Genomic DNA, 14139 nt, shown 5'->3' on the forward strand with positions numbered 1-14139 from the left:
CGCCATCGGTGCGGTCCGCCGGCTGATCCGGGCCGGCAAAGCCGGGGGCAGGATTCCGTGATGGAAATCCTGCCCCTTTGCGCCGCCGGCTGTTAGAAGCCGTCAACGGCCTTCAGCTTCGGAGATTCTTCGGTCTCAGCCGGGGCCTTGACGCCAACGCCGAGCTTTTCCTTGATCAGGCGTTCGAGTTCGGCCGCCAGCTCCGGGTTGTCGCGCAGGAAGCGGCGGGAGTTCTCCATGCCCTGGCCCAGCTGGTCGCCATCGTAGGTGAACCAGGAGCCCGACTTCTTGATCAGGCCGTGCTCGACACCCATGTCGATGATGCCGCCCTCACGGGAAATGCCCTGGCCGTAGATGATGTCGAACTCGGCGATCTTGAAGGGCGGGGCCATCTTGTTCTTGACGATTTTGGCCTTGGTGCGGTTGCCGACGGAATCGGCGCCCTCTTTCAGGGTCTGGATGCGGCGGACGTCGATGCGGATGGAGGCATAGAACTTCAGCGCCTTACCACCGGTGGTGGTTTCCGGGGAGCCGAAGAAGACACCGATCTTTTCACGCAGCTGGTTGATGAAGATGGCCGTGGTCTTCGTCTGGCTCAGGCGGCCGGTGATCTTACGCAGGGCCTGGCTCATCAGGCGGGCCTGCAGGCCCACGTGGCTGTCGCCCATGTCGCCTTCGATTTCCGCGCGGGGAACGAGGGCGGCCACTGAGTCGATGACTATGACGTCAAGGGAGCCGGATCCGATAAGCATGTCCATGATTTCCAGCGCCTGCTCGCCGGTATCCGGCTGGGAGACCAGGAGCGCGTCGGTGTCGACGCCCAGCTTGGCGGCGTATTCCGGATCGAGGGCGTGCTCGGCGTCGATGAAGGCGGCAATGCCGCCCTGGCGCTGGGCATTGGCAACCGCGTGCAGCGCGACCGTGGTCTTACCGGATGATTCCGGACCGTAGATTTCCACGACGCGGCCGCGGGGCAGGCCGCCAATTCCCAGGGCAACGTCCAGTGCGATGGACCCGGTCGGGATGACCTCGATGGGCGCACGGACTTCATCGCCGAGGCGCATGACCGAGCCTTTGCCGAACTGCTTGTCAATCTGGGCAAGCGCTGCGTCGAGCGCCTTCTGGCGATCCGGGGCTGCGGCCATGATTCACACCTCTAATACTTTCTCGCTGTGGAGTGGCCGTGGAGGCCTTTGTCTGTCATCACTGACGCTACTGGCACCCTCCGACAAAGTTGTCGGGAGAACCACGTATGTGGAAAACGGTCTGAAAAAAAGCATATCGCTATCCGAACAGATATTCGAACAAGCGGACGGCGTGTCAGGCGTCAGCGGAGCTCAGCTGGCGTCAGCGCGACGACGCAGGCGTCAGCGGGGCCCGGTGGTGTCACGGGGTTTGACGTCGCGGCCCAGGCGGCGTTCCGGCGGAACGTCCTGGACGTCGCACATGGCAAGCCACACCTGGCGCGGCGGAACGCCGGCGCTGAGCGCCTGGTCCGCGGTGCGGCCCCCGACCCCGGCCAGGACCAGCGAACTGCTCAGGACGCGGGAGTATCCCGCGCCGAACTCGTCGTCCATAAGCCGCCAAAAGTCACTGATTCGCACGAGTAAAGTCTCTCACGGCCGGGGACTCTAGAATGGTTGCCATGAGCAACCCAACTGAGTCCGCGGGCGATCCCGCTCCCGATACCGCCGGCGCGGACGCCGCCCTGGACGCCGTCGAGAACCAGCTGAGTCTGCTCTGGCGCCGGGGCCGGTCGATTTCCCACCAGCTCTCGCGCCAGGTCCACCCGGACATGGAACCCGCCGCCTACGGCCTGCTCAGCGTGATCCGCCAGCAGGGCCCCATCCGGCTGACCGACCTAGCCTCCTGCATCGGCGTCGGCAAGCCATCGGTGAGCCGGCAGATCGCCTTCCTCGAGGGCCTCGGGCTGGTGTCGAAGGAGGCTGACCCGCTGGACGGCCGGGCGCAGGCCATCCGGCTGACGTCCGAAGGCGAGGAAAGGATGCACCAGGTCCAGGACGCACGGCGTGAGGTGTTCCGGGAACGCCTGGCGGAATGGCCGGCCGAGGATCTGCAGGCTTTGGCCATGTACATGGCCAAGCTCAATGCCACCTACGAGCGCGACGGTTTCCCCCGGGACGAGCCCGCCTGACTCCCCCACCGGGAACCCTGGTCACCGAAACACGACAAAGGACCTCCGACCTGGGTCGGAGGTCCTCTTTTGTGTCTTAGGTCTTAGGTGAGCTGGCTGCTAGCGCGCCCCGGAAAGGAGGCCCTTGGCCAGCTCGTCGGTGAGATCGGAGTTCAGTTCCCGGTCGAGGTCGCGGCCATAGCGCTGCGCGAACTCCTGGGGGACGGTGTCCGGAACCGCGACGCCCTCGGCGACCGCGACGCGGTCGCTAACTTCGCGGAGCATGCTCGAAAGCGGAACATCGAGGGCCGAGCAGATCGAGGAGAGCAACTCCGAGGAGGCTTCCTTCTGGCCGCGTTCCACTTCGCTCAGGTAGCCCAGGGAAACGCGGGCACTGTGCGAGACTTCGCGGAGCGTACGGCCCTGGCGCTGGCGGACATCGCGCAGGACATCACCGATTTCGTGACGTAGTACAACCATCTTGCGCTCCTTCTGTTCGCTCTTGGCCTGATCGGCGAGGCCCACATCCTTCCAGCGGACAACGCCGTTTACGGATACGGGCTGCTTTACCATCTGTATCGCCTTGCTCCTCGTACTGTCGAGTCCGCCGGTGGGGGCGGACTCTGCTGATGTTTTCATCCTAGGCGCCTCCCTCATTTGGAAGCGACACAATGTAACAACTATTCGGAATCAACTTTTGTTCCCGGCAACTTTACGCCCGGTAGCCTTCGGAAGATAGGGCCTCCAGCAGACGTTCCAGCGCGGCGCCGCAGGCAAGTGCGCGGATCTCGGCGCGGCTGCCGTCAAAGGAATAGGGGTACGACGTCGATCCTTCCGCCGTGGCGATGCCGACAAAGACCGTGCCCACCGCTTTGCCGTCGTGCGGTTCGGGACCGGCCACGCCGGTAGTGGACACGCCGATATCGGCGCCGCAGATGCGGCGCGCCCCGTCGGCCATGGCTGCGGCTACCTGGCCGTCCACGGAGCCGACGGCGTCGAGCAGCTCAGCGGGGACGCCGAGGACGTCGGACTTGACCCTGTTGGCATAGGACACCACGCCGCCCTGCAGCATCCCGGAGGCGCCGGGCGTGTCGGCCAGCACGGCGGTGACCATCCCGGCGGTGAGGGATTCGGCGGTGGCGGCGGTCAGGCCGCGGCCGAGGGCGCCGGTGACGGCCTGCTCCGCCAGGCGGTGCAGATTGGGATGCAGATTGGGGTGCAGGTTGGGGTGAGGAACGGGGTCCGGCTGGTTCATGGCTTGTTCTCCCTTGAACGTTGTTTCTCTGCCTTGATGCCGGCGGCCCGCAGTTTGAGCGCCTCAATGACGTATTCGCCGCCGGTCCACAGGGTGATGGCCAGGGCGGCCATCATCACGATGAACGCCACAACGCCCAGCCACGGGGCGAGGGATGCCAACGGAAGGACGTAGAGGAAGATGGCCGCCGTCTGCACCACCGTCTTGAGCTTGCCGCCGCGCGAGGCCGGGATAACGCCGTAGCGGATGACGAAGAAGCGCAGGGCGGTGATGCCCCACTCCCGGACCAGGATCAGGATGGTGACCCACCAGGGCAGTTCCTGGAGCAAGGAGAGCATGACCAGCGCGGAACCGATCAGGAGCTTGTCGGCGATCGGGTCGGCAATCTTGCCAAAATCGGTGACGAGGCCGCGGGACCGGGCGATGTCGCCGTCGAGCTTGTCCGTGTAGATGGCCACCGCGAAAACGAAGGCGGCCGCCCAGCGCCAGACGCCGTTCTGGGCCTGCAGCCCCGGCGCGTCGAGGAGGAGGAACCAGACGAAGAACGGCACCAGCACTATCCGCAGCATCGTGAGGACATTCGGCAGGTTCCAGATCTGCGAGGCGGATCCGGCGTTGGCTTCGGCGCTATTCACCTTCCTAGGCTACCGTCTGCGCTACCGGCCGGTGAGCGACCAGGCGTCCTCTGAGCCGTCCTCGTCGCCGGAACCGCCGTCGGCGCCGTCGTGGTAGTCGATCGCCTGGGTGCGGTTCTCCAGGTCCGCCGCCACGAGGTCCTCGGCGTAACCGCCCTGGGCGATGTTCGCGTTGGCGTTATCGCTCAGCGCCGCGGTCTGCGAGTCGGCGGACACCGGGCCGTCCTGTCCCTTCATCGCGGCCAGCACTGCGGCGAGGTCATCGGGCTTGACCAGCACGTCGCGCGCCTTGGAACCTTCGGAGGGCCCCACCACTCCCCTGGACTCGAGCAGGTCCATGAGACGGCCGGCCTTCGCGAAGCCGACGCGGAGCTTGCGCTGGAGCATCGAGGTGGAGCCGAACTGGGTGGTGACCACGAGCTCAGTTGCCTGGAGCAGGACCTCGAGATCGTCCCCGATGTCGTCATCGATCTGCTTCTTCTGCGCCTCGGGCGCGACGTCGTCGCGGTAGACGGCCTTGAGCTGGCCCTTGACGTGCTCGACGACCTTGTGGATCTCGGACTCGGTGACCCAGGCACCCTGGACACGCATGGCCTTCGAGGCCCCCATTGGCAGGAACAAAGCATCGCCCTGCCCGATGAGTTTCTCGGCGCCCGGCTGGTCCAGGACCACCCGGGAGTCGGTGACAGAGGAGGTGGCGAAGGCCATGCGGGAGGGCACGTTCGCCTTGATCAGGCCGGTCACGACGTCGACCGACGGGCGCTGGGTGGCCAGGACCAGGTGGATGCCGGCCGCACGGGCCAGCTGCGTGATGCGGACAATCGAGTCTTCGACGTCGCGCGGGGCCACCATCATGAGGTCGGCGAGTTCGTCCACGATGACCAGCAGGTATGGGTACGGCTTGATGACGCGCTTGGAATCCACCGGCGGGTGGACCTTGCCGGCCCGGACAGCCTTGTTGAAGTCATCGATGTGCTTGAAGCCGTAATTCGCGAGGTCGTCATATCGGGCATCCATTTCCCGGACCACCCACTGCAGGGCCTCGGCCGCCTTCTTCGGGTTGGTGATGATCGGGGTGATGAGGTGCGGGACCCCTTCGTAGGCGGTGAGTTCCACGCGCTTGGGGTCCACCATGACCATCCGGACCTCGTCCGGGGTGGCCCGCATCAGGATGGAGGTGATCATCGAGTTCACGAACGAGGACTTACCGGCACCGGTGGCGCCGGCCACGAGCAGGTGCGGCATCTTGGCCAGGTTGGCCACGACGTACCCGCCCTCGACGTCCTTGCCGACCCCCATGACCATGGGGTGGTCGGTGCGGCGGGCGTTCTGGCTGCGGAGCACGTCGCCCAGGGACACGGTTTCGCGGTCCGTGTTGGGGATTTCGATGCCGATGGCCGACTTGCCCGGGATGGGGCTCAGGATGCGGACATCCGAGCTGGCCACGGCATAGGAGATGTTCTTGGACAGGGCGGTGACCCGTTCCACCTTGGTGCCCGGGGACAGTTCGATTTCGTAGCGGGTCACGGTGGGGCCGCGGCTGAAGCCGGTGACCTGCGCCTCCACGTTGAACTGGTTGAGGGTCTCGGTCAGCGAGGCGACAATCGCGTCGTTGGCCTCGGTGCGTTCCTTGGGGATGGAACCGGGTGTCAGCACGTCCGACGCCGGCAGGGTGTAGGTGACGTCGCCGGCCAGGGAAAGCTGCTCGGTGCGCTGCGGAATGGGGGTGGGCAGAGGTGCGGGCGCGACCGGGTTGGAGGGGACCTTGGCGGCCGCAGCGGCGGCATTGAGCGATCCCGCGGCCACCATCCCCGGTGTGACCAGCGGGATGGCCTCGGTGGCGTCGCCGCTGGACTCCGCCGCAGCGCCGGCGGATCCTGCCGTGCCGAGGCCCTGGGCGGCTTTTATCTTTTCGACGGCGATCTCGGCCTGGGTGGGACGGCGGACGCCGGGCGCGACATCGGGCGCGGCGTCGCCTGCGACGCCAGAACGCGCCTTGCCCCTCGTGCCCTTGGCCGGAGGTGCGTCCGCTGCTTCGTCATCTGCGATGAGGGCGCGTTCGAAGGCCTCGTCGCCGACGTAGCCTTCCAGGCCGGACTCGTCGTCGTGGTCCTTGCCGAAGAGGCGTTTGCGCTTCTTCCTGGGCGGGGCCGGCGCGTCGTTCTCGTAAAGGTAGCTGCGGTCGTGGCGATCGCCGCCGTCGTCGTCCTGCAGGTCGATGCCCATCAGGTGCTCGTAGGCGTCGCGCAGGCGGCCAGGGATCGCGCCGAAGGGCGTGGCGGTGACGATCAGCAGCGAGGTGAAGGCCAGCAGGCCGTAGACCGCGACGGGGACGGCGGTGTGCACGGCGGCGAGCGGGGCGGCGGCGAGGTAGCCGAGCATGCCGCCGGCCCGGCGCAGGCCGTCGAAGCCGTCGGCGACGGTCGGCTGGCCGCCAATGATGTGGGCCAGCCCGGAACCGGCGAACGTCATGATGAGGAAACCGATGCCGACCCGGTTGTTGCCGCGGCCGTCGTCGGGCTGGCGGAACAGGCGGAAAGCGCACACGAACAGCATGAGCGGCAGCAGCAGGGCCATCCAGCCGAACGTGCCGTTGACGATCGCAAACACGAGGTCAGGGAGCCAGCCCTGGAACCCCCACCACGCGAAGGTGGCAACGAAGACTCCCAGGGCCAGGTTGAACAGGGCGGCGCCGTCGCGGCGGTCCTCGGGGGCTAGGTCGCTGACGTCGTGGCCGACCCGCCGGATGCCGGCGCCGATCACGTGGGCGATGCCCAGCCAGGCACCGGCCAGCACCCTCACCACCCAGGGCTGGTGCGGCTCAACAACGGCCAACTGCCGGGTCCGCGCGGTGGCTGTGTTTCTACCTGCGGTCCCACCTGCGGCTCCCCGCGGCCGGGCGGATTTGGATGCGGCGGGACGGGACCCCCGGCCGGGAGAACTGCCTGATTTGCCGCTTGAGTTTCCTCTAGGCGCGGAAGAAGTACGAGTCGCCATACCCGCCACGGTACCGGATGCCGGGCCGAAAACCCCGAATTTCCGGGCGTCCGGGATCATGTTGCCGCCACCACCAACGGGAACGGCCTCCCCCGCCATCCCGCGGCGCTCAGGCTGCGGGATGGCGGGGAAGGCCGTTGACCAGGCATGCGCCGGGTGCGAGTGAAGGACTTACGCCCGGTGAACCACCTGAGGCTTACGCCCGGTGAACCACCTGAGGCTTACGCCCGGCGAACCAACTGAGGCTTACGCCTCAAGGACCACCTGAGGCTTACGCCCGGTCAACCACCTGAGGCTTACGCCCGGCGAACCAACTGAGGCTTACGCCTCAAGGACCACCGGGATGATCATGGGCTTGCGGCGCAGCTTGCGGTTGACCCACGTGCCGACGACCCGGCGGACGACCTGCTGCAGCTGGTGCGTCGTGTGGTCCGTGCGGTTCAGCACGGCTTCTTCGAGGGCCTCATTGATCTTGGGGATGATCTCGTCGAAGACGGAATCGTCCTCCGCCACGCCGCGGGCGTGGATTTCCGGCCCGGACACCACCTTGCCGGTGGCACGGTGGATGACCGTGATGATGGAGATGAAGCCTTCATCGCCGAGGGTCTGGCGGTCCTTGAGGTCTGCTTCGGTGACCTCGCCGACGCTGGAGCCGTCGACGTAGACGAATCCGACCTCGACCTGGCCCACGATGTCGGCCTGGTGGTCGCGCAGGTCGATCACGCTGCCGTTGTCCGCGAGCAGGATGCTTTCCTCCGGCACGCCGGATTCGAGGGCGATCTTGCCGTTGGCGATGAGGTGGCGGGTTTCGCCGTGCACCGGCATGGCGTTAAGCGGCTCAAGGATGTTGTAGCAGTACAGCAGCTCGCCGGCGGCAGCGTGGCCGGAGACGTGCACCTTGGCGTTGCCCTTGTGGATGACGTCGGCGCCGAGCTTCAGCAGTCCGTTGATGATGCGGAAGACGGCGTTTTCGTTGCCCGGGATCAGGCTGGACGCAAGGATGACGGTATCGCCCTCGCCGACGACGACGCGGTGGTCGCCGTTGGCCATGCGGGACAGGGCGGCCATGGGCTCGCCCTGGGAGCCGGTGGACATCAGCACAACCCGGTTGTCCGGCAGGTTGTCGATGTTCTTGATGTCGACCAGGATCCCGGCCGGGACCTCCAGGTAGCCCAGTTTCGCGGCGATGGCCATGTTCCGGACCATGGAGCGGCCCACGAAGGCAACCTTGCGGTTGTGGTTGGCGGCGGCATCGAGAACCTGCTGGACGCGGTGCACGTGCGAGGAGAAGGAGGCGACGATGATGCGCTTGGAGGCCTGCCCGAACAGCCGGTCCAGGGTGGGTCCGATTTCCTTCTCGGCGGTGGTGAACCCCGGGACGTCGGCGTTGGTCGAATCCGACATGAACAGGTCCACGCCTTCTTCGCCCAGCTTGGCGAAGTGCCGGAGGTCGGTGATGCGGCCATCCAGCGGCAGCTGGTCCATCTTGAAGTCACCGGTGTGCAGGACGGTGCCGCCCGAGGTGCGGAGGAACACGGCCAGGGCGTCCGGGATGGAGTGGTTGACGGCGATGAACTCGCATTCGAAGGGCCCGTACTTCTCGACCTGGCCCTCGACGACGATCTTCGTGTTCGGCTTGATCCGGTGTTCCTGCAGCTTGGCCTCGATGAGGGCCAGTGTCAGCTGTGAACCGACGATGGGGATGTCGGCGCGCAGGCGCAGGAGGTAGGGGACGGCGCCGATGTGGTCTTCGTGTCCGTGGGTCAGGACTACCGCGACGATGTCCTGGAGACGGTTCTCGATGTAGGAGAAGTCCGGCAGGATGAGGTCGACGCCGGGCTGGGTCTCCTCGGGGAAGAGGACGCCGCAGTCAACGATGAGGAGCTTGCCATCGATCTCGAAAACGGTCATGTTTCGACCGATTTCCCCGATTCCGCCGAGCGGTACGATCCGCAGGGTGTTCTTCGGGAGGCGGGGCGGCGTGACAAGGCCGGGAAGGGCGGTTTGGGTCATAGTGCACTACTTTCCAGGCTGAAGCCGGGCTGGTTCTTAACCGTCAGGATTGGCTCCCGATCAGGAAAAGACCATCCCCGCTTCCGCCAAATCCTCGCGGATGGTTGCGATCTCGGCCTCGCCCGGCTCCACGAGGGGCAAACGGACAACCGAGTTGGGCAGGACTCCCTGCCACTTAAGAACCTGCTTGGCAGCGACAGCACCCTGAATGTGGGTCATCACTGCGCGGACCACGGGGTCCAGTTCGAAATGTAGGGTGCGGGCGGTAGCAAAATCGCCTGCAAGTGCGGCATCGATCAGCGCACGGAATTGCCGCGTCGCGACGTGCGCGGAGACGCTGACCAGCCCGACGGCACCGGCGGCCATCCACGGCAGCGTGAGGCCGTCGTCGCCGGAGTAGACATCAAGATCGGTGTTCGCCAGGACGCGCGTGAGGGCGTTGAAGTCGGCCTTGGCATCCTTGAGGGCGACGATCCTGGGGTGGTCGGCGAGCCGGATCATGGTCTCGGGCAGGATGGGCACGCCGGCACGGCCGGGGATGTCGTAGACCATGACGGGGAGGTCGGCGGCGTCGGCCACGGCCTCGACGTGCGCCTGGATACCGGCCTGGCTGGGCTTGTTGTAATACGGTGTGACGATCAGCTGGCCGTGGGCTCCGGCCTTGGCGGCGCGCTTGGCCATCTCGATCGAGTGCGAGGTGTGGTTGGTCCCGGTTCCGGCGATGACCTTGGCGCGGTCGCCCACGGCCTCGACGATGACGCGGAAGAGCTTCTCTTTTTCGTCGTCCTCGAGCGTGGAGGTCTCACCCGTGGTGCCGGAGATCACGAGGGCGTCATTGCCGTCGTCGACGAGCTTGCTCGCCAGTTCCGCCGACTGCCGGTAGTCGACCTCACCGTCCGATGTGAAAGGCGTGACCATGGCAGTCACGAGGGTCCCGAACGTGTAAGAGCGAATATCAGAGTCAGCCATATGAAAAACGTTACCTTGTCTGCGGCATGTTAGGACAATGGCGGCGGTGTGACGAACGTCAAACTCGGCGGCCGTGCGTCACGTTTCGGCGGCCCGGCCGGACTCAGGGCCGCCGAAACCGCGCCAGCACACTGTGTTGGAGGCTCGCGGTCAGCACCTCGGTGCCGGTGCCGGCCGCCTGCCGGAGCGGGAGCCCGTCGGGACCCCAGAACCCGCTCAGGCCACACGAAGGGCCGAGCGGCGTGGCGCCCGCCAGGTTCGCCAGGACGGAGAACATCCGGTTGTCCATGGCCCGGGCGCCGAGATGCAGTGCCAGCCGGTGGTCTTCGCCGGCCGGGTAGAGGGCCGAGACGGCATAGATGTCCGCCCCGGCGTCCGCGGCCCATTCCGCATGGCCGGGGCGGGCTGCGTCGAAGCAGATCGCCAGGGCGACCTTCCAGCCGTCGATCTCCAGGACCGCTGGATTACTGCCGGCCACGAAGAGATCCTGCTCCGGTCCGTGCAGGTGCGTTTTGAAGCTGGTCTCGATGGAGCCTGTTGGATGGACCGCGAGGGCGGCCAGCCGCGGAGTACCGTCCGCGTCTTTGAACGCGGCACCGACGACGGCGGTTATTCCGGTGCGCCGGCAGATTTCCCGGATGCCGTCCAGCCGCCGGTCAGCCGCGCTCAGCCACTCCCCGGGTCCGTCCAGCAGGTCCAGCCGGTATCCCGTCAGCGAGAGTTCGGGAAAGATGACAAGCCGGGCTCCATGCGACTCGGCGTCTTCGATCAGCCGGATGTGCTCGGGCACGTTGGTGGCAACGCCACCATCCAGGGCCTGGTATTGGACGGCGGACAGCGTCAGCGCGGTGATTGAGCCAGTGGTCACCCTGCCATCCTATGCACCCCGTCTTTCGCCGGAGGGAGCCGAAGGTGCCGAGCAGTAACGCCCGACGGCGGTTTCGCGAAGGGCCTCTGCCCAGGCGGCTAGACGCTGGGCCGCCCGCACGTAGTCGAACAGTTCGGTTGGAGTGAGGGCGTCGAGGTCCGTCTCGGCCAGCCGCCGGGCCAGCTCAGCTCCCGGCGGCACCGCGGCCAGCGCCGCACCTTCCTTCCCCCACTGAACGTCCTCGGCCGGCTCCCCGGCGACCAAGCGCCGGAAGAGGAAGTCCACGACGCCCGGGCTCATGGCTTTGAGGACGCCGGCCGCCGGCTCGCCACCGTTCGTCCGTCCGCCAGGCGTCGCGCTGTTCAGTTGCGGGCCCGACGGATCCGGGCCCGGAAATTGTCGGCTTGTGGATTCCCGGCCGGTGAATTCGGGCTTCAGGAAGGCTGGCTCTGGGGCGTCGTTCATGCGCCCATCGTATTCGAACATATATTCGAATACAAGGGATGCCCGGAGAAGGATCGGGGCTGCGGGCAGGCCGAAGATGAGACGGTCACCGGGCCGATCGTGAGACGATCAGATGATGACGGCGCGCGGAATGACTACGGCTTCCCGGACCGTCCGGGGCACTCCCCCCGGCGTCCGGCTGGCCGGCATCGACGCCGCGCGCGGCCTGGCCCTGCTGGCCATGATGGCCACCCACGTGCTGGCAACCTTTGAGCCGGACCCGCAGCTCACGCCCACCTGGATCGGCCTGGCGTTTTCCGGACGTGCAGCCGCGCTGTTCGCCGTGCTGGCCGGAGTCGGGCTCGCCTTGTCCACGGGGAAACAGCAGCCGCTTGAGGGCGCCGAACTGCGGGGTGCCCGCAGAGGCATCGCCTTGCGGGCGCTCGTAATCGGTGCCGTCGGGCTCTCCCTGGGCGGGCTGGAAGTCAACATCGCGATAATTCTGGTCCACTACGCCCTGCTGTTCCTGTGCGTGCTGCCCTTTGTCGGGCTTGGGCTGAAACGCCTGGCCGCACTCGCGGTCCTCTGGATACTGGCTGCCCCCGCCCTGGCCTACCTCCTGCGGCCGTGGCTGCTGTCCGCCGATCCGCCCCTGCGGCTGGGGCACAACCCAAGCTGGGAGGATCTGGCCACCACGGCCAGGCTGCTGGGCGACCTCTTTCTCACGGGCTACTACCCTGTCCTGCAGTGGATCGCTTATCTCCTGATAGGACTGGTGATCGGTCGGATGGCGCTGTGGAAAGCGGCCGTGCCGTTCCTGCTCGTTGCTGCCGGCACGGTGGTGGCCGTCATGTCCAAGTGGCTGGGGACGCTCATGCTGGAGGACTGGGGCGGCAGGCAGGCCCTTCAGGCGCACATCGGCGATCCCGCCTACCCGCTGGAGAGCCTGCTGCAGGTCAACCTGGCCGGCATCGACCAGTCAGGCTCAGTGTGGTGGCTGGCCACGAGTGCACCGCACTCCGGCACCACGCTGGATCTGTTGCACACCTCGGGGGCCGCTGCCGCCGTGATCGGCCTGTGCCTGCTGCTGGGCCGGCTGGGCGACTGGCTGGAACTGGATCTGCTGCTGCCGCTGCGCGGAGCCGGGGCCATGACGTTGAGCCTCTACACGGCTCACCTGTGCATCATGGCCGCCCTGCACGACCAGCCCTTGATGCCGGGCTGGACCGTGGAGGGTGTGTATTTCGCGCAGGCTGTCGGGATGCTGGTGGCCGGCGGAGTCTTCGCGGCCATGGCGTGGCGCGGGCCGCTGGAGTGGGCGACCCATGCGGCCAGCCAGGCGGGCCGGCACCAGCCGGCCCAAGTCCGCCGGTCTCGACGCGTACGCTAAGTTCCGCCGCCGGGTCGTGCGCTAAGTTCCGCCGCCGGGCCCGGCGCGGCCCGGCAAACGGTGTCCGGCTAGTTCTTCTGCTCCCCGGCGCGGAACATCCGCACGGCGTCGCGCATTGAGGCGCGGGCGCGCTTGCGGTCGCCGGCAGCATCGTACGCACAGCTGAGCCGGAACCAGGAACGCCAGTCCTCGGGGGCAGCTTCGGCCTCAGCGCGGTACTTCTCAAATTCGGCGTCGGCGGCTTCGCGGATGATCCGGCCGGCGGGCGTGCGCGGCAGAGTGTCCTCCGGCAGGCCCCCCTCGGCTTCGAGGATCTTTGCCAACCGCTCAGTGCGGGCACCAAACAGCAGTTCCCGGATCAGGGCCCAGGCCCCGATGACCGGCAGCACCAGGTAGGCGACGCCGATCGCCTTCGCCACGAGGCTGGGGTCGGACATCAGGAGCACGGAACGTTGAAGGGACACCACCAGGTAAAACACGAGCAGCAGGGTGACGGCCCCCACCCAGATCTTGGTGCGGTTCGCTTTCAGGGCTGTCAAGGCAGCGGACATCTGACTCAGAGTCCCAGGTCCAGGTAGCCGTCGAGTCCCACGGTGAGACCGGGGTGAGCGGCGACGCTGCGGATCCCCAGCAGCACCCCGGGCATGAAGGACGCACGGTCGAAGGAGTCGTGGCGGATGGTCAGCTGCTCCCCCGGCCCGCCCAGCAGGACCTCCTGGTGCGCGACAAGACCGGCCAGCCGGACACTGTGCACCCGGATGCCGTCGACGTCGGTGCCGCGGGCACCGGCGAGTTCCGAGGTGGTGGCGTCCGGGCTGGACGGCACGCCAGCCTCGGAGCGCTCGGCCGAGATCAGCTGTGCCGTGCGCACGGCCGTGCCGGAGGGCGCGTCAACCTTGTCCGGGTGGTGAAGCTCAATAATTTCAACGGATTCGAAGTACTTGGACGCCTTGGCGGCGAAGGCGGAGGCCAGGACGGAGCCGAGGGCGAAGTTCGGGGCGATCAGGACGCCGACGCCGGGCCGGTTGGCGAGGAGTTCTTCCAGCCCCGCGAGCCGGCCGGCATCCCAGCCGGTGGTGCCGACCACGGCGTGCATGCCGTGCTCGACGGCGAAGCGAACGTTCGCCTCGGTGCTTTCGGGGACGGTCAGGTCCACCACGACCTGCGCGCCGGAGCTGACAAGGGAGTCGAGGGGGTCGTTGCGGCCAAGGGCCGCGACGAGCGTCAGGTCCGCGGCGGCGTCGATGGCCTTCACGGCCTCTGCGCCCATGCGCCCGCTGGCGCCCAGCACGGCGACGGAGAGTTGTTCGGTCATGCCATCAACCCTACCGCCGGGGCCGCTGCGTTCCGGAACCGGCGGCGCTTGGTTACAGGGCCGCCGCCGGGGGCGACAGCCTGACCGCCACGCGGCGTGAGCAACGTTCCGCAAGGCCC

At 67.1% G+C, this 14139-nt stretch carries 14 protein-coding genes; 2 read left to right on the plus strand and 12 right to left on the minus strand.

The genetic code is table 11. From position 1 onward, the window contains the following. Nucleotides 1-92 precede the first annotated feature (92 nt). Entirely contained in the window at nucleotides 93-1145 is a 1053-nt protein-coding gene (gene recA / locus AC1DDH_RS18535; protein ID WP_018774457.1) for a recombinase RecA, read from the minus strand. Between the two features lie 222 nt (nucleotides 1146-1367). Beyond that, on the minus strand, nucleotides 1368-1604 hold the full coding sequence (locus AC1DDH_RS18540; protein WP_223913990.1) for a DUF3046 domain-containing protein: 237 nt from the start codon (nucleotides 1602-1604) through the stop codon (nucleotides 1368-1370). Between the two features lie 41 nt (nucleotides 1605-1645). Here AC1DDH_RS18540 and AC1DDH_RS18545 point away from each other — a divergent pair, with 41 nt between their 5' ends. Beyond that, nucleotides 1646-2155: a MarR family winged helix-turn-helix transcriptional regulator gene (locus AC1DDH_RS18545; protein WP_223913991.1), complete on the plus strand. Its 510-nt coding sequence runs from the start codon at nucleotides 1646-1648 to the stop codon at nucleotides 2153-2155. A 99-nt stretch (nucleotides 2156-2254) separates the two neighbouring features. Here the strand turns inward: AC1DDH_RS18545 and AC1DDH_RS18550 are convergent, their stop codons facing one another. The 8 genes from AC1DDH_RS18550 to AC1DDH_RS18585 all read right to left on the minus strand — a co-directional run bounded on the left by AC1DDH_RS18550 (nucleotide 2255) and on the right by AC1DDH_RS18585 (nucleotide 11336). Continuing rightward, nucleotides 2255-2707, minus strand: a complete 453-nt coding sequence (locus AC1DDH_RS18550; protein ID WP_026538316.1) for a helix-turn-helix domain-containing protein — start codon at nucleotides 2705-2707, stop codon at nucleotides 2255-2257. Between the two features lie 139 nt (nucleotides 2708-2846). After that, nucleotides 2847-3389 carry a CinA family protein gene (locus AC1DDH_RS18555; protein WP_476856427.1) on the minus strand — a complete coding sequence of 181 codons (543 nt, stop codon included), beginning with the start codon at nucleotides 3387-3389 and terminating at the stop codon, nucleotides 2847-2849. Then, a complete protein-coding gene (gene pgsA / locus AC1DDH_RS18560; RefSeq protein WP_476849453.1) occupies nucleotides 3386-4024 on the minus strand; it encodes a CDP-diacylglycerol--glycerol-3-phosphate 3-phosphatidyltransferase in 639 nt (212 codons plus the stop codon). Before pgsA ends, AC1DDH_RS18555 begins: the two co-directional genes overlap by 4 nt. Nucleotides 4025-4045: 21 nt before the next feature. Next, a complete protein-coding gene (locus AC1DDH_RS18565) occupies nucleotides 4046-7021 on the minus strand; it encodes an FtsK/SpoIIIE family DNA translocase (RefSeq protein WP_476956037.1) in 2976 nt (991 codons plus the stop codon). A 321-nt stretch (nucleotides 7022-7342) separates the two neighbouring features. Then, nucleotides 7343-9034 carry a ribonuclease J gene (locus tag AC1DDH_RS18570; RefSeq protein ID WP_028277222.1) on the minus strand — a complete coding sequence of 564 codons (1692 nt, stop codon included), beginning with the start codon at nucleotides 9032-9034 and terminating at the stop codon, nucleotides 7343-7345. Between the two features lie 60 nt (nucleotides 9035-9094). Continuing rightward, nucleotides 9095-10003 carry a 4-hydroxy-tetrahydrodipicolinate synthase gene (dapA, locus tag AC1DDH_RS18575; protein WP_223913994.1) on the minus strand — a complete coding sequence of 303 codons (909 nt, stop codon included), beginning with the start codon at nucleotides 10001-10003 and terminating at the stop codon, nucleotides 9095-9097. 103 nt (nucleotides 10004-10106) lie between these two features. Beyond that, nucleotides 10107-10871 carry a carbon-nitrogen hydrolase family protein gene (locus AC1DDH_RS18580; protein ID WP_476956038.1) on the minus strand — a complete coding sequence of 255 codons (765 nt, stop codon included), beginning with the start codon at nucleotides 10869-10871 and terminating at the stop codon, nucleotides 10107-10109. Nucleotides 10872-10880: 9 nt separating this feature from the next. Further along, entirely contained in the window at nucleotides 10881-11336 is a 456-nt protein-coding gene (locus AC1DDH_RS18585) for a hypothetical protein (protein ID WP_476849449.1), read from the minus strand. A gap of 115 nt (nucleotides 11337-11451) precedes the next feature. Here AC1DDH_RS18585 and AC1DDH_RS18590 point away from each other — a divergent pair, with 115 nt between their 5' ends. Then, the gene (locus tag AC1DDH_RS18590) at nucleotides 11452-12705 is read left to right on the plus strand and encodes a heparan-alpha-glucosaminide N-acetyltransferase domain-containing protein (RefSeq protein WP_476956039.1); all 1254 of its coding nucleotides are present in this window, start codon (nucleotides 11452-11454) and stop codon (nucleotides 12703-12705) included. 68 nt (nucleotides 12706-12773) lie between these two features. Here the strand turns inward: AC1DDH_RS18590 and AC1DDH_RS18595 are convergent, their stop codons facing one another. Then, complete coding sequence (locus tag AC1DDH_RS18595; RefSeq protein ID WP_223913998.1) at nucleotides 12774-13256, minus strand: hypothetical protein; 483 nt, start codon at nucleotides 13254-13256, stop codon at nucleotides 12774-12776. Between the two features lie 5 nt (nucleotides 13257-13261). Continuing rightward, nucleotides 13262-14020 (minus strand): 4-hydroxy-tetrahydrodipicolinate reductase, encoded by a 759-nt coding sequence (gene dapB / locus AC1DDH_RS18600; protein WP_476849447.1) that lies wholly within the window; start codon nucleotides 14018-14020, stop codon nucleotides 13262-13264. Nucleotides 14021-14139 lie beyond the last annotated feature (119 nt).

Source organism: Arthrobacter sp. 10T425 (assembly GCF_056393985.1).